This is a genomic window from Planctomycetota bacterium (genome assembly GCA_035384565.1).
Classification (GTDB): Bacteria; Planctomycetota; PUPC01; order DSUN01; family DSUN01; genus DAOOIT01.
Genome location: DAOOIT010000004.1, coordinates 44,011 through 59,937 on the forward strand (window position 1 = coordinate 44,011; position 15,927 = coordinate 59,937).

Below are 15,927 nucleotides of genomic sequence, written 5' to 3' on the forward strand. Positions count from 1 at the left end.
TGTGCGACAGCACCGCGACGCCCCGCTCCTGGAGATGCCGGTCGAAGCAGGACGCCATCAACCGTGATGGAGGACACGACATGCGATTCGTCTCGAGACTCGGCCCATGCCTGCTCGCCGTGTGGACCTGCGGCGCCGCGGCCGGCGAGGCCGTGACGTTGCACTCGCTGCTCGAGGAGATGGTGGACCGCGATGCCGTGGCCCGCTGGCCGCAGCCGGCCTACACCTGCCGCCAGGCCAGCAGCTACGACCGCCGCTCGAAGACCCCCGCCGACGCCAACGGCTGGTTCGCGAACACGGACAACATGGACGGCAGCGGCGCGTCGCTCCGCTGGGAGGAGGTGGCCGGCCGCCGCGAGTGCGTGCTGGCCGACGTCGAGGGGCCGGGTGCCATCGTCCGCTTCTGGTCGGGCGGCCAGCAGCCCAAGGGCGCGCTCCGCTTCTACCTCGACGGCGCCGCCTCGCCCGTCATCGAGGCGCCGATGCAGGAGCTGATGAGCGGCAAGCTCTTCGTCCCCACGCCGCTCGCCATCCTCAACGCCGGCAACGCCCTGAATCTCTACCTGCCCGTGCCCTACGCGAAGCGCTGTAAGATCACCTACGACGAAGGCCAGCCCGGCAAGCCCAACGCCCCGCCGCCCGGCCGCTGGTACAACATCGAGTACCGCACCTATCCCGCAGGCACGAGCGTCAAGTCGTTCACGATGGCGGACCTCGAGGCCGCCAAGCCCTCCGTCGAGCGCATCTGCGAGACCCTTCGCCAACCGCCCGTTCCGGTGGACGGCAAGGCCGGCTCGCTTGACCAGACCATCGAGCCGGGGAAAGAGGCATCGGTCGAGCTTCCCTCAGGCCCCGCCGCCGTGCGGTTCATCGAGGGAATGCTCATCGGTGTGGCCCCCGACCAGGTCGAGCAGGCGCTCCGCTCCATCGTGCTGCGAGCAACGTTCGACGGCGAGGAGACGATCTGGTGCCCCCTCGGCGACTTCTTCGGCAGCGGCACGGGCCTCAATGCCCTGAGCAGTTGGCACCGCTCCGTCGCCAAGGAGGGCACGATGTCCTGCCGCTGGGTGATGCCCTACGAAAAGTCGGGCCGCCTCTCCCTCCTCAACCTCGGCAAGCAGAAGGTGGGCGTGAAGCTCAACGGCATCGTCGGGCCGTGGAAGTGGGACGAGCGCTCGATGCACTTCCACGCCGCCTGGCGCCAGCAGTTCCCCATCCCCACCAGGCCGTTCCAGGACTGGAATTACGTCGAGATCACGGGCCAGGGCGTCTACCTCGGCGACACGCTGAGCGTGATGAACCCCGTGCGCGACTGGTGGGGCGAGGGCGACGAGAAGATTTGGGTGGACGGCGAGGGCTTCCCCTCGCACTTCGGGACGGGGAGCGAGGACTACTACGGCTACGCCTGGGGCGCGCCCGCCCTGTTCCAGGGGCCGTTCTGCAACCAGGTGCGCTGCGACGGGCCGGGCAACCAGGGCCACACCGTCGTCACCCGCACCCGTGCCCTCGACGCCATTCCCTTCACGAAGAGCCTGAAGGTGGACATGGAGGTGTGGCACTGGAAGGACTGCCAGGTGGCCTACGCCGTGGCGAGCTACTGGTATGCCCGTCCCGGCGCCAAGAGCAACCGCGGCCCGCTGCCCGACGAGGCGGCCCGCCCCATCCCCCAGCCGCCCCAGCCCGCGAAAGTCAAGGACGCCCTTGAAGGCGAGACGCTGAAGATCATCGAGAAGACGGGCGGCCTCACCGAGGTCCAACACATCGGCCTGTACAACTGGAGCGGCGACCGCCAGCTCTGGTGGCGCGACGGGAAGCCCGGCGACAAGCTCGCCCTCGCCCTGCCCGTGGCCACGGCGGGCAAGTTCGCCATCGTCGTCAATCTCACCAAGGCCGTGGACTACGGGATCGTACAGTTCCACCTCGATGGCGAGAGGCTCGGCAAGCCGCTGGACCTCTATAACAACGGTGTGGTGACAACCGGCCCGAAGACCCTGGGCGAGCGGGCGCTCGACGCCGGCGAGCACAGGCTCACCATCGAGATCGTCGGCGCGAACGCCGCGGCGCTCAAGCGCCACATGGTCGGCCTCGACTACGTGAAGCTCGAAGCCGCGAAGTGAGCGCCGGGGAGACAGCGGATGGCGGAACAGGGCGGCCTCTTCGACGCGATGCACCGCCAGCGGCCCGAGGCGGTGCGCCCGCCGCGCGAGCCGGGCGCCTTCGACCGCGCGACGTGGCTGGCGCTCGGCCTCGGCGGGGCGCTGGCCGGCGTGTGCCTGGCCGTGCCGTGGCTGCGCTTCGCCCTCAGCTACCTCACCATCCTCATCCACGAGCTGGGCCACGCCGTCGTCGGCTGGCTGTTCGGCTATCCCTCGATCCCCGCGTTCGACTTCACCTACGGGGGCGGCATCACCACGGCGCAAGCCCGGTCGCGGCTCCTCCTGGGCTTCGCCTACGTGCTGTGGGCGGCGCTCGTCGCCGCAAACTGGCGGGACCGCCGACGGCTCGCCGCGTCGCTCGCGGGGCTGGGGCTGTTCATCGCCTGCGCGCACACCGCGGCCCACCAGGCGATCATCCTGTTCATGGGCCACGGCGCCGAGCTGGCCATTGCCGGCGTGTTCCTCTACCGGGCCATGAGCGGCAGCACCGTCGTCCACGAGGCCGAACACACGCTTTACGCCCTGTGCGGCTTCTTCATCGTGTTCTCGGACATCGCGTTCGCGTATCGGCTGTGGACGAGTCCCGCCGAGCGTGCGGCCTACGGCGCCGCGAAGGGAGGCGGGCACTGGATGGACTTCAGCCAGCTCGCGCGGCAACTCGGCCTCGGGCTGCCGACGGTGGCGTTTCTCTTCCTGCTCGGCTGCCTGCTGCCCGTGGCCCTCAGCGTCCTCGCCCATCGCGGCTACGGCCGCCGAGGCTGAGCCAGGCGGGCTCCTCACTCCAGCGTGGGCTTGGCGATGCCGCCGGTGAGCTGCACCTGACCGCCCTCTTTCTCGAAGACGCCGTAGAACATCGAGACGCAGTCGAGCCAGAGGGTCAGCCGGCGGAAGTCCTCGGCCGAGAGCTTGAGGTCGTGGTGGCCCTTCTCGAGCATCTCGAAGAGCTTCGAGCCGCGCGCGCCAAACTGGCCGGGCGTGGTGCGATAGCCGTCCTTGTAGGTCGTGTAGCCGTACCGCACGAGGGTGTTGTACGAGGCGTACCAGTTGCGGATGAGCGGCTCCTTGGTGAGGTTGGGCGCGCCCTTGTCCTTGTTCTTCGTGTGGCACGGCACGCAATTGCGGTCGAGCACGGGCTGCACGAGGCGCGGATAGCTGAAGGGGTTCGAGCCGTCCACGTCGGGGGTGAGCTTCGAAGGCTCGCGGCGGAGGGCGAGCGGGGCGGCGCGCGTGGCGTCGGGCGCGCGGCCCTGGGTCTCGTGGCAGCCCTGGCACGAGAGCCTCTCGCCCGGCAAGAGATAGGTGGCCGACCGCATAGACTGGACGGCGAGGCCGCGCTCGTCGAGGGCCTGGAAAAAGAGCTCGACGTTTGCGGGCACGGTGAAGTGCGCGCTGCCGTCGGCCTCGACCGGCACGGTGCCGAGCACGTAGCGGCAGGGGACGACCGAGTCGCCGGCCTCGGGCAGGCGCACGCCGGTCTCGTGGGGCGGGCCGCCGGAGGGAACGGACATGGGGAGGACCTGGAGGACGCGGAGGGCGGTGATCTTGGTGCCTTCGGGCCAGGGGCGGCGGCTGTCGTAGACGTTGAGCACGGTGAGCGTGGCCTCGGGCTTCGCGTGGTTGCCCTCGGCCAGGTGCGGGGCGGTGGTGGTGCGGCGGTGCGGCGAGGCGATCTCGATCGTCTCGAGCGGCTTGGGCCGCGGCACGAGCGGGATGGGGCTCAGGCACGCGATGTCGGGGTCGCGGTAGAGCAGTTCCTTGTTTCCAAAAGAGTCCACGAGGTAGATGCCGTAGTTGCCGGGCAGGTACGAGCTGCCCTGAAGGGCGGCGTTGCCGCGCATCAGGGAGTCGTAGACGCACAGGTAGAAGTCCTCGCTGAGGGGCCAAGCGGTGCCGTAGACCTGCTGGCCGCCCTGGCTCTCGGGGAAGCCGACCTCGGGGGTGAGGCGGCGGATGGGGCCCATCGCGTCGTCGTCGGGGGTGCGGGGGTCAATGAGGACGAGCGAGCCGTAGGCCTGACCGTGGTGGGGGGCGGCGGTGGCGACGAACTTGTGGGAGTTGGGGATGGCGCGGATGTCCACCTCCATGTCGGGCCGCGCGTTGCGGGGTGCGAAGTTGCCGTGCACGGCGCGGCTGTCGCGGCCGTCCAGCGTGGTGATCCAGGGCAGGTGGGCGGTGCAGCCGTGGCGGTCCACGTAGTCCCAGCGGGTGTAGATGATGCGGCCGTCATGGGTCACGCTGGGGTGCCACTCGTTGGTCTCGTGGGGGCTGAGGCAGCGCATGTCGGAGCCGTCGGCGGCCATGTCGTAGAGGGTGTAGGTGGGGCACACGCGGCCGCAGCGCAGGTAGCCGCCGCGGCGCTCGGAGATGAAGGCGATGCGGCCGTTCGGCAGCCAGCAGGGGTCGAAGTCGTTGAACGTGCCGTCGGTGAGCTGCTCGAGGCCGGTGCCGTCGGTGTTCACCTTGAAAATGTGCCAGGCCCAGCCCGGGTCCCAGTGGCCCCTCGAGGCGTCGGTGTGGCTCTCGTGGGTGGGCCGGCCCTTGCACTCGACGAAGGCGAAGGCGATCTGCCTGGCGTCGAAGGAGAGGTCGGGGGAGAGGAACGAGCCGCCCTGGGCCTCGGGGCCGCTGCGGCCGCCGCCGCCGTCGTACGAGGCGCGGGGCTGGTTGGGGGGGCCGCCGAGGAGCTTCTGGCCCTTGAGGCGGCCCTTCTCGACCACCGAGTTGGCCAGTACGTCCTGCACCGTGGGCTTGGGGCCGAAGGGGTCCTTCAGGATGTAGAGTCCGCCGCCGGGATGCGCGGTGATGCCGTAGTACTGGTCGCACATGTGGCTGTAGAGCGAGCGGTGGTGTTTGATGAAGAGCAGCTTGTCGAAAGAGAGCAGGGGGTTGGCGAAGGCGGCCTGGCGGCGGATGCGGCAGGCCTGGGTGTAGAGGGCGTAGCGCGCGGCGGCGCACGCGGGGTCAATCCTGGCGCTGGCGGCCTGGAGGTCAGCGACTTGCTGCTCGAGACCAGCCAGAACCTCCCGCAGGTTCGCAACCTGCGGGAGATTGCTCTTGAGGTGGGCGAGGAGTGCCGCGGTGCGGCGCAGCACCACGTCGGCCGGGTCGCGGTCGGCCTCGGCGATGAGGGATTTGGGGCGATGGGCCTCGGGGGCGACGCGGGCGAAGTGGCCCTTGTTGGCCAGGTCGGCCTGGAGGGTGGCGAACTGGGCCTGCCACTCGGCCACCATCTCGGGCGCAGGCGGGGCGGCGGCCATCTCCTGCACGCTGGCGTAGCCGAGGCGGATGGCCTGCCAGAGGCCGGCCACCTTGTCGCGTAGCTCGGGCACCTGCTGGAGGGCCGCCTCGTCGCCCTTGAGTACGCGGTCGGCCAAGCCGGCCCAGAGCTGCTCGTTCTCGGCGACCTGCCGGAGCAGCGCGTCCTTGTCGGCGTAGCGTCTGGGGAAGGCGGTGGCGAGGGCCTCGATGGATGGGCGCAGCGTGGCGAGGTCTATGTCGCCGAGCGCGGCGAGGGACTGGCCGTAGCGGGCGGCCCTGGCGGCCAGGTCGCGCCAGCGGGAGTCGTCGGCGGGCGTCTTGGCGGCGGCGAGGGCGGCGAGGTCCTTCTCCATGGCCTGTCGGACCGGGGCGAGGCGAATCGTGGCGACGGCGGCCAGCACGTCGCGCTGGGCGCAGGCGCGGGCGTAGAGGTCCAGCCAGCGGGCGTCGCCGGCGGGGGCGGCCTTGAGCAGGTCGGCGATCTCCCTGCGCAGCGGCTCGCCGCTGGCGCCGAGGCCGACGACCACGCGGTTGAACGTGCCGTACTCGAGCTGCGGCCCCTTGCGGTCGCCGAACCAGGCGAGGTGCTGGCCGCGGGCGAGGTCCTTCGTCAGCCAGGCGGCCTGGGCGGGGAAATCGGCGGCGAGGCGCTGCCAGAGAGCGGGCAGAATGTCCCTCGTGCCCGACAGCACCTGGAAGCGGGCCACGCCGGTGGCCCGGTGGGCGTCCATGCCCACCCAGGCCTCGAAGCGTTCGTACTGGCCGTCGAGGAGGTAGGCCACGTCGCTGTTCGAGTGCACCCAGATGCCGTGCTGGAACTTGCGCTCGCCGATCTGGAGGGGGTGGTTCTCCCAGTTCTTGTCGCGGAGGAGCTGGCCCCAGCCGACCGTGACGGCGAGGGGCTTGAGGGTGCTGAGGCGGGTCTCCTTGCCGGCCTTGTCAATCAGGCGGGCGTCGCCCCAGATATGGCAGTTGCCGCCGCCGTGTTCGAGCGTGGCCACCAGGCGCATCACGCGCAGCCCCGCCACGTTCACCGACACCTGCGCGCCCGGGCCGTCGCCCGCGACCGAGCCGCTGTCCCACGGCGTGAAGTCGCCCGCGCCCTGGGCCTTGTTCGCGTCGGCGAGCCAGACGAGGTAGTTGGCGCGCGTGGCGGCCATCGTGTCGGCCCAGGTGGCCTTCTTGGCGTAGATCTCGCCCTGGTGAGGCGCGTGGCGTTCTTCGAGGGCCAGGCCCGGGTCCTGGGCGGCGAAGGCGGCGGATGGCAGAAGGGTCGCTGCCCACAGGCACGCTGCAAGGCGGCTCATTGCGGTCTCCCGATGAACGGTAGGAGATGGATGGATGATTGGATAGCCGGATGGGTGGTGAAGCGGCGCGTTCCTGCCGGCCTCCGCTCTCTCACCCATCCACTCATCCACCCATCCATTCATCCAGTTCTGCCGGCCCCTATTCCCCCATCTCGATCACGGTGATCGTATGGGGCGGATCGGTCTTGTTGCCCGCGAGCGGCAAGTCAATGTTCGAGACGTACAGCCTGGTGCCGCGGATGCAAGGCTCGGATGGCCGGTCGAGCCGCCCCTGGGCGCCCGTGGAGTTGCCGTTCCTGGCGATGGTGGTGACCGCGCCCGTCTTGGGGTTCACCTTGTGGACCGCGTTGCCGAGGAAGTCGGCGATGTAGACCTCGCCCGTCTTGGGGTGCACCTTCATGCCATCGCACGAGAGCATGCCCTGGCCGCGCGCGACCAGGGTGTGGCCGCTGAGCTTGCCGTCGGGGCCGAAGGTGAACACCTCGAGCTTCGCATCGCCGAAGTTGCACACGTACATCGCGCCGTCGGGGCCGAAGCCCATGCCATTGGCGCCCACCCACTTCATGTTCTCGGTCTTCATCCGCGCGCACACATGCGGGTCGTCGCCGCCGGGCTTCAGCGCGATCGGCCGGGCAGGGTCGAGCTCGGAGAGCTTGAAGCGATAGACGCCGCTTCGCATCGGGGGCGTGGGGTCGGTGCTGAACTTGCTCTCGGTGACGTACACACTGTCGCCGTGGCAGACGACGGCGTTGGCCGAGAGCAGCCCCGTGACCAGCGCCTCGACCCTCTCGGCCTTGCCGTCCTTCATCACCACGCGCATCAGGCGGCTCTTGTAGTCGGGGGTGGTGAACGACTGATTGTCGGCGAAATAGATGTGGCCGTCGGGACCCACGTCTATGCCCAGCGGGCCACAAGGCTTCTTGGTCTCGGGGTGCTCGGGCAGCTTCACCACCTCGCTGATCTTGTCATCCTTGTCAATCTTCAGGATGAACGCCCCCGGCGCCGTGTCGTTGACGTTCGGGCACGAGAGCAGGATGTTGCCCTCCTTGTCCAGTGCCATGCCGTCGGGGGTGTTGTAGTTGCCCGTCAGTTCGATGGCCGAGAGGTTGGCAGGGACGACCGACCTGGCGCAACCCACGGCGAGCAGCCCCAGCACCGCCACCGCCAGCCGCTTCTTCACCGCAGAGTCCTCCGAAGAGATACAACGGGCGCACCCTCACACCTACCTCGATGGTAACCAGCGAGCGGGGGGCTGTCAAGCGGACCTCCTTGCAGGAATCGCGGACTTCGTGTAGCCTATGAAGCATCGCACATTCGCTCGGCAAGGAGGCAGGCATGGAATTCAGCGGGAAGACCGCGCTGGTCACGGGCGCCGCCGGCGCCATCGGCAAGGGGATCGCAGCGGCACTGGTCCAGGGCGGCGCGCGCGTGTTCGTCACCGATCTCAAGCAGGAGGCGGTGGACGCCGCCCTGAACGAGGTGGGCGCGGGCGCGCTGGGCCTGGCCGCCGACGTGACGGATGAGGCGCAGGTCAAGGCCGTCGTCGCCGCCGCGGCCAATGCCTTCGGCAACCAGGTGGACATCCTGGTGAACGTCGCAGGCATCGTGGGCCAGGGCAGAGTGGAGGAGCTCACGGCCGAGCAGTGGGACGCTGTGTTCGCCGTGAACTGCAAGGGCACGTTTCTGTTCTGCAAGCACGTGGTGCCGCTGATGAGGGCCCGGAAGTACGGGAAGATCATCAACTTCTCGTCGAAGTCGGGCAAGACCGGCTCGGCCCTGATGAGCCACTACTCGGCCGCCAAGGCGGCCATTATCGGCTTCACCCAGGCCCTGGCCTACGAACTGGCCGACTCGAACATCAACGTCAACTGCCTGTGCCCCGGGATCGTGCTCGCGACCGGCGTGTGGAGCCACGTGTCGGCCGGCTATGTCAAGAACCTCGGGCTGCCGAAGGAGGAAGTGATCAAGAAGTTCACCTCCAAGGTGCCCCTCGGCCGCCTCGCCGCGATCAAGGATGTCGTCGCCGTGACGCTCTTCCTGGCCTCGGAAGGCGCAGACTACATGACCGGGCAGGCGATCAATGTCACCGGGGGTCGCGAGATGCACTGAGAGAGGAGGAATGGATGGGTGGATGGGTGGATGAGTGAAGGAGCAAGTCTGATCCTCCCTTTCATCCATACATCCAATCATCCATTCATCCCCCAACGAGCTGAGGAGATCCGCCCATGTTCACAAGAGAGCAAGTTGCCAAAGTGATTGACCACGCCGTGCTCAAGCCGGTCGCCACGGATGCCGATGTGCGGGCGAACGCGAAGATGTGCGTCGAGCGGGGCGTGGGGAACTTCTGCGTGCGGCCGACCGATGTGGCCGCCGCGGTGAAGGCGGTGCGCGGCAGCCACACCACGGTGGCCTGCGTCGTCGGCTTCCCCCACGGCTCGAACCGCACCGAGGTGAAAGCCCTCGAGGCCCGGCTCGCCATCCAGGACGGCGCGACCGAGCTGGACATGGTGATGAACATCGGCAAGTTCCTCTCGGGCGACTACGCCTTCGTGCAGAAGGACATCGAGGCGGTGGTAGCCGAGGCCGCGCCCAAGGGCGTGCTGGTCAAGGTCATTCTCGAAACAAGCTACCTCACGCCCGAGCAGGTGGCCAAGGCCTGCCAGATCGCGGAGGCGGCGAGGGCCAACTTCGTGAAGACCTCGACCGGTTTCTCCGACGGCGGCGCCACGCCCGAGGTGATAGATATCATGTTGAAGACGGTGGGCAAGACCATGGGCGTCAAGGCCTCGGGCGGCATCCGCTCGTGGGACACGGCCGTCGGCTACCTGCGGCAGGGCTGCAAGCGCCTCGGCGTCGGCTCCACCGAGAAGGTGCTCGACGGCGCGCCCGATGCCGGCGCCGGTTATTGAGCGGACGCCCCCAGTCGGACTCGTCGGACCAGTCAGACTAGTCGGACCCAAACCATGATGAACGCCCTCATCTACCGCGGCCCCGGCGACATCCGCCTCGAGCAACTGCCCGCGCCCTCCTGCGGCGAGGCCGAAATCCGCGTGAAAGTGGACGCCTGCGCCGTGTGCGGCACCGACCTCAAGTCGTTCCTCCACGGCAACCCCAAGATCACGCCGCCCCGCATCATCGGCCACGAGTTCACCGGGATCATCCAGACCCGCGGCGGCGCCGTCAGCGGCTATGCCGTCGGCGAGCGGATCGTGATGGCCACGTCCGTCTCGTGTGGCCTGTGCGCCTACTGCCAGCGGGGCTGGACGAATCTGTGCGCGGACATGGCCGCGATGGGCTTCCAGTACGAGGGCGGCATGGCCGGCTTCGTCACCGTGCCGAGCCGCGCAGTGCGCAACGGCCACGTCGTCAAAGTGCCCCAGACCGTGAAGCCCGAGCACGCGGCCCTCGCCGAGCCGCTGAGCTGCTGCGTCAACGCCGCCGAGAACTGCGGCGTCGCCAAGGGCGACACCGTGGTGGTCGTGGGCGCGGGGCCGATGGGCATCATGAACGCCCTCGTCGCCCGCGAGTTCGGCGCCGCCAAGATCATCCTCGCCGAGATCAACGAGGCGCGGCTGCGGCAGGCCGAGGCATTCGGCTTCAACCGCCTCGTCAACCCTGCGAAGGACGACCTGGCGAAGGTGGTGAAACGCATGACGCGGGGCCTCGGGGCCGACGTGTGCATCGTCGCCGCGCCCGCCGCGCCGCCCCAGGAGCAGGCCCTCGGCCTCGTGCGCAAGCGGGGCGTCGTGTGCCTCTTCGCCTCGCTGCCCGCCGGCGGCAGCCTGCTCTCGATAGACAGCCGCCCCCTCCACTACAACGAGCTGCGCGTCGTCGGCACGAGCGACTCCACGCCCGCTCAAGTGAAGCGGGCGGTCGCCCTCATCGCCGGCGGCTCGGTGCCGGTGGACAAGCTGGCCACCCACGTGCTGCCGTTGGCTGACTTCCAGCGGGCCTTCGCCCTGATGCAGAGCGGGGAGTCGCTGAGGGTGGTGTTGACACCGTAGAGGATGAGTGGATGAGTGGATGGGTGACAGAGTAGATGGTCTCAGTGTCCTCTCTCTTTCATCCATTCCTCCACCCTTCCATTCATCCCCGTTGGAGTTCCGAGATGGACCTTGGTTTGAAGGGTAAAGTCGCCCTCGTCACGGGCGCCTCGCACGGCCTGGGCAAGGCCATTGCCTTGGGCCTCGCAGCCGAGGGGGCGAAGGTGGCCGTGAACTATCACCGCCACCCCGAACGGGCCGAGGCCACGGTGCGTGAGATCCGCGAGAAGCACGGGGTCGAGGCCGTCGCCGTCCTGGCCGACGTGGCGGCCGAGGCCGACGTGATTCGGATGTTCGACGAGGCCGAGGCCAGGCTCGGGCCGCTCGACGTACTGGTGAACAACGCGGCCATCGCCCCCGCCTGCCCGACGGCCGATACGACGCTCGAGACGTGGGAGCGCGCGTTCGGCATCAATGCGACCGGCACGTTCCTGTGCTGCCGCGAGATGGTGCGGCGACTCAGGGCCGCGAAGCGGACGGGGCGGGTCGTGAACATCTCGTCGCAGGCGGCCTTCCGCGGCTCGCAGTCGGGCAAGACGGCCTACGACGCCTCGAAGGGCGCCATCATTTCATTCACCATCTCGCTCGCCCGCGAGATGGCGCCCCACGGCATCGCCGTGAATTGCGTGGCCCCTGGCCTGATGTACACCGAAATGCTCAAGGAGCTGATTGACGCGAACCGCGAGAAGTTCGAGAGCCGCGTGCCCCTCCACCGCATCGGCAGCGTGGACGAGGTGGCGAGCGTGGTCGTCTTCGTGGCGTCCGAGCGGGCGAGTTACATGACCGGCGCCACGGTGGACGTGAGTGGGGGGTTGGCGATGCACTGAGGGGGAAATGCGGTGTACCTGCTCGGCATAGACAACGGGCTGACGATGGCGAAGGCAGCGGTCTTCACCCTCGACGGTCGCGAGGTGGCCGTGGCCTCGCGCAAGACGGAGACGCTGACGCCGAAGCCCGGCCACCTCGAGCGCGACGTGCGCGAGATGTGGGCCTCCACCGCCGCCGTCATTCGCGAGGCCATCGCCAAGGCCGGCATCCAGCCCTCCGAGGTCGCCTGCGTGGCCTGCGCCGGCCACGGCAACGGCCTCTACCTCATCAACGAGGCCGGCGAGCCCGTCCGCAACGCCATCCTGTCCACCGACTCGCGCGCCCGCGACATCGTCGCCGAGTGGCTGGCGGCTGGCGTGGACGAGGTGGTGCGGCCCAAGACCACCCAGAGCGTGTGGGCCGCCCAGCCCGGCGTGCTGCTGCAATGGCTCAAGCGTCACGAGCCGGCCGCCCTCGAACGCGCCCGCTGGGCGCTGATGGCGAAAGACTACATTCGCTACAAGCTGACCGGCGAGGTGGCGGCGGAGGTGACCGACTTTTCGGGCGCCAGCCTGCTCGACGTGCCGAAGATGGCCTACGATGACAGCCTGCTCGCCGCCTTCGGGATCACCGACCTGCGCCGCCTCCTGCCGCCGCTCCTCCGCTCGGCCGACATCGCGGGCGCGGTCACGGCGCAGGCCGCGGCCGAAACCGGCCTCGCCGCGGGCACCCTCGTGGCCGGCGGGGTGTTCGACATTGATGCCTGCGGCCTCGCGGTGGGCCTGGTGGACGAGTCGCCGCTGTGCGCGATCGCCGGCACCTGGGGCAACAACCAGTACATCTCCAGGAAGCCCGTCGTCAGCCCCGAGGTGTTCATGACCTCCTGTTACGCCATTCCCGGCTACTTCCTGATCCTCGAGGGCAGCGCCACGTCGGCCAGCAACCTCGAGTGGTTCGTCACCGAGTTCTTCGGCGCCGAGAAGGCCCTCGCCGCGAAGCAGGGCAGGTCCGTCTACGACCTGTGCAATGAACTGGTCGCCGCGAGCCGGCCCGAGGAGGCGAACATCGCGTTCCTACCCTTCCTCTACGGCTCGAACGCGGGGCCGGACGCCACGGCCTGCTTCGTCGGCCTGAGCGGCTGGCACACGCGCGGGCACGTGCTGCGGGCGATCTACGAAGGCGTGGTGTTCGGGCACAGGACGCACATCGAGCGGCTGCTGAAGTTCCGTGCCCGGCCGGCGGCGGTCCGCCTCACGGGCGGCGCGGCCCGCAGCGAGGCGTGGGTGCAGATCTTCGCCGACGCGCTTCAGACGCCCGTCGAGATCCCCGAGGGCACGGAGCTGGGCGCGCTGGGCGCGGCCATCGCGGCCGCCGTGGCGGCTGGCATCTACGCCACGTTCGAGGAGGCCGTGGACGCGATGGTGCGCTTCGCCCGTCGCCGGGAGCCCGACCGCTCGCGCCAGAGCCTCTACGACGCCAAGTTCGAGCGGTACCATCGGACCATTCGCGCGTTGGACCCCGTGTGGGCCTCGTACCGCTGACCCGCCCCTTCGGGGGTTCGGCCGCTCAGTCGTCGAGCTTGATCACCGAGAGGGTGTGGAACTTGTCGTAGCCCTTGTTCTTGAGGCCGGGGAAGTTGCCGTCGAAGTTGGAGATGATCAGCTCGTTGCCGCGGAGGAGCGGCTCGCAGGGCTGATCGAGCAGGCCCGTGCGCCCGTCGTCGTCGCCGTTCTTCCACAGGGTCTTGAACTTGCCGCCGGGCGTGAAGTAGTGGATGGCGTTGTTCTGCGAGTCGGCGATGTAGATGCGGTCGGTGCGCGGGTCGTGGCGCATGCCATCGCCGCAGGGGCAGCGCTTGTCGCGGATGTAGACGGTGTTGGAGGTGACGTTGCCCTTGTCGTCGAAGGTCAGGCGATGGATCGAGCCGTCGCCGAACAGCGAGCAGTAGAGGTTGCCCGAGTTGTCGAAGGCCAGGCCGTCGGCGCCCGCCGAGTCCTTGCGCGGGTTGGGCAGGGTGGTGAAGGTGGCGATGAGGTGGGGGTCCTTGCCGAACGGCTGGAGCTTGATGCCGCCCTTCTGGAGCTCGTCCAGGGTGAAGCGGAACACGCCGCTCTTGTGCGAGCCGTCGGGCATGTCGAAGAAGGTCTCGCTCACGTAGCAGTCGTTGCCCTTCCACACTACGGCATTGGAGAGGAGGAAGCCCTCGACCACCACGTCCACGCTCGTCGGCTGGCCGTCCTTCACGTTCACGCGCAGCAGGCGGCTGGCGTGCTTCTTGTCGAAGAAGTACTGGAGGTCGGCCACGTAGAGGTTGCCGTCGGGGCCGAAGGCGATGCCCATGGGGCCGCAGCGCTGGCTCGTGGGGGCCACGGGCAGCTTGTCGCACCAGACCGAGAGCTTGTTCTGCTTGTCAATCTTCACCAGGATGGCGGGGTACTTCTGGTCGTTGTAGTTCGGGCAGGCGAGGATGATGTTGCCCTCGCTGTCCAGCGCCATGCCGTCGGGCAAGTGCGCTTCCTCGGGCAGGGCGAGGAAGAGTGTGGGCCGGTGCTTCGACGCCCGCCCCGGCATGCAGCCCGTTGCGAGAAGCACGCCCGCGGCCATGGCCGCCCACGCCGCCCATCCACGCATTCTCATGGTCCTCTCCTCACTGAGTGTCGGATGCCGGCCCCCTGTGCCGGCCAACGGCCCCCTAGCATACCCGAGGCTGCCGCTCTTTGCAACCGCCGTGGCCGCCGAGAGACGGGGAGGGCGCTCTTCCTGGGAAAGAAGGGTGCCCTCCCCGCGCCCCACCCTCCCAAGAACCTTCAGACGGGTCCGCCGCGTTGGAGCCTTGCTCGCAGGCGGCGTGGGCGATCAACGAAAGGTGCTTCGACAAGCTCCGCATGACAGAATGGGAGCATTCCCCGCCTCCAGCGGCGCAGGCTGGTGAGAACTGCGGGTTGACCGCATGCGCTGCAATGGCTTGCGGCGTAGGGCCGGCCCGTGGCAGAAGGTGCGAGGCTCAGGCGCTCTCGCGCTCGGCGGGCTTGGGGCGGGGGGCCTGCTTCTCGGCGGCGTCGCGCGGGGCGCCGGGGGCGTCGGGGCGCGTGGCGCGGCTGCGGCTGAGGTGGTCGAGCTTCTCGCGAACCAGGTCGGCGGTGATGGTGAGCGTCTTGACCTCAGGCCGAGAGGGGAGCTCGAACATGAGGTCGAGCATGACGTCCTCGAAGACGGTGCGGAGGCCGCGGGCGCCGGTGCCGAGTTCGATGGCGCGGGTGGCAATCTCGGCGAGGGCGTCGGGCTCGAAGGTGAGCTGGCGGCCCTCGAGGTCGAAGAGCTTCTCGTACTGGCGGGCGATGGCGTTGCGGGGCTCGGTCATGACGCGCATGAGGTCGGCCTGGCTGAGGGGCATGAGGGTGGTGAGGACGGGGAGGCGGCCGACGAATTCGGGGATGAGGCCGTAGTGGACGATGTCCTTGGGCTCGACCTGGGCGAGGATTTCGCCCTTGGCCAGTTCGTCTTGCTCGGCGGTGCGGGCGACGGTGCGGGAGAAGCCGATGGTGCCGGCGCCGATGCGCTTGGAGATGTAGTCTTCGAGGTGGGTGAAGGTGCCGCCGCAGATGAAGAGGATATTGGTGGTGTCGATCGGGATGTAGTGCTGTTCGGGGTGCTTGCGGCCGCCGCCGGGGGGGACGTTGGCGATGGTGCCCTCGAGCATCTTGAGGAGGGCCTGCTGGACGCCTTCGCCGCTGACGTCGCGGGTGATGGAGACGTTGTCGGAGGTGCGGCGGATCTTGTCAATCTCGTCAATGTAGATGATGCCCTGCTGGGCGCGCTCGACGTTGAAGTCGGCGACCTGGAGGAGTCGGAGGAGGAGGTTCTCCACGTCCTCGCCCACGTAGCCGGCTTCGGTGAGGGTGGTGGCGTCGCCGATGGCGAGGGGCACGTCGAGGATGCGGGCGAGGGTGCGGGCGAGGAGGGTCTTGCCGGAGCCCGTGGGGCCGATGAGGAGGATGTTGGACTTCTCGATCTCGACGTCGTCGGGGTCGGCGGGCTTGCCCTGGGCGAGGCGCTTGTAGTGGTTGTAGACGGCGATGGAGAGGACCTTCTTGGCGTGCTCCTGGCCGATGACGTACTCGTCGAGCTGGCGCTTGATTTCGGCGGGGGGCAGGAGGTTGGGGAGGCGGCGCTCCTCGCCGCGGCGGCGCTGGCGCTCGAAGCGCACGAGGGCGCTGCAAATCTCCACGCAGTCCTCGCAGATGAAGATGCCGTGGGGGCCGGGCACCATGACGTCCACGAGGTCGGACGATTTCTCGCACAGGGAGCAGACCTGGGGGGGCTTGGAGCCGTTGCGTCTCTTGGCCATGGGCGGTC

11 protein-coding genes are annotated in these 15,927 nt (G+C 68.8%); 7 read left to right on the forward strand and 4 right to left on the reverse strand.

Annotation, left to right across the window (positions count from 1 at the left end):
- The first annotated feature begins 80 nt into the window (after nt 1-80).
- Nucleotides 81-2,117 carry a DUF2961 domain-containing protein gene (locus PLE19_02580; GenBank protein HPD13803.1) on the forward strand — a complete coding sequence of 679 codons (2,037 nt, stop codon included), beginning with the start codon at nt 81-83 and terminating at the stop codon, nt 2,115-2,117.
- 18 nt (nt 2,118-2,135) lie between these two features.
- Nucleotides 2,136-2,918 carry a hypothetical protein gene (locus PLE19_02585; protein ID HPD13804.1) on the forward strand — a complete coding sequence of 261 codons (783 nt, stop codon included), beginning with the start codon at nt 2,136-2,138 and terminating at the stop codon, nt 2,916-2,918.
- A 14-nt stretch (nt 2,919-2,932) separates the two neighbouring features.
- On the opposite strand, the gene PLE19_02590 is transcribed toward PLE19_02585, so the two are convergent.
- Both PLE19_02590 and PLE19_02595 read right to left on the reverse strand, forming a co-directional pair.
- The gene (locus PLE19_02590) at nt 2,933-6,721 is read right to left on the reverse strand and encodes an NPCBM/NEW2 domain-containing protein (GenBank protein HPD13805.1); all 3,789 of its coding nucleotides are present in this window, start codon (nt 6,719-6,721) and stop codon (nt 2,933-2,935) included.
- Nucleotides 6,722-6,860: 139 nt separating this feature from the next.
- Entirely contained in the window at nt 6,861-7,901 is a 1,041-nt protein-coding gene (locus PLE19_02595) for an SMP-30/gluconolactonase/LRE family protein (GenBank protein HPD13806.1), read from the reverse strand.
- A 155-nt stretch (nt 7,902-8,056) separates the two neighbouring features.
- On the opposite strand from PLE19_02595, the gene PLE19_02600 reads away from it, so the two are divergent.
- From PLE19_02600 to PLE19_02620, 5 genes are all read left to right on the forward strand, one after another.
- On the forward strand, nt 8,057-8,830 hold the full coding sequence (locus PLE19_02600) for an SDR family NAD(P)-dependent oxidoreductase (protein HPD13807.1): 774 nt from the start codon (nt 8,057-8,059) through the stop codon (nt 8,828-8,830).
- A gap of 116 nt (nt 8,831-8,946) precedes the next feature.
- Nucleotides 8,947-9,630: a deoxyribose-phosphate aldolase gene (gene deoC, locus PLE19_02605; GenBank protein HPD13808.1), complete on the forward strand. Its 684-nt coding sequence runs from the start codon at nt 8,947-8,949 to the stop codon at nt 9,628-9,630.
- A 54-nt stretch (nt 9,631-9,684) separates the two neighbouring features.
- Nucleotides 9,685-10,725: an alcohol dehydrogenase catalytic domain-containing protein gene (locus PLE19_02610; protein ID HPD13809.1), complete on the forward strand. Its 1,041-nt coding sequence runs from the start codon at nt 9,685-9,687 to the stop codon at nt 10,723-10,725.
- A 104-nt stretch (nt 10,726-10,829) separates the two neighbouring features.
- A complete protein-coding gene (locus tag PLE19_02615; protein HPD13810.1) occupies nt 10,830-11,591 on the forward strand; it encodes a glucose 1-dehydrogenase in 762 nt (253 codons plus the stop codon).
- Nucleotides 11,592-11,603: 12 nt separating this feature from the next.
- Nucleotides 11,604-13,112 carry an FGGY-family carbohydrate kinase gene (locus PLE19_02620; protein HPD13811.1) on the forward strand — a complete coding sequence of 503 codons (1,509 nt, stop codon included), beginning with the start codon at nt 11,604-11,606 and terminating at the stop codon, nt 13,110-13,112.
- 25 nt (nt 13,113-13,137) lie between these two features.
- On the opposite strand, the gene PLE19_02625 is transcribed toward PLE19_02620, so the two are convergent.
- Together PLE19_02625 and clpX are read right to left on the reverse strand one after the other, a co-directional pair.
- Nucleotides 13,138-14,208, reverse strand: a complete 1,071-nt coding sequence (locus tag PLE19_02625) for an SMP-30/gluconolactonase/LRE family protein (protein ID HPD13812.1) — start codon at nt 14,206-14,208, stop codon at nt 13,138-13,140.
- Between the two features lie 367 nt (nt 14,209-14,575).
- Complete coding sequence (clpX, locus tag PLE19_02630) at nt 14,576-15,919, reverse strand: ATP-dependent Clp protease ATP-binding subunit ClpX (GenBank protein ID HPD13813.1); 1,344 nt, start codon at nt 15,917-15,919, stop codon at nt 14,576-14,578.
- Between the last annotated feature and the right edge of the window lie 8 nt (nt 15,920-15,927).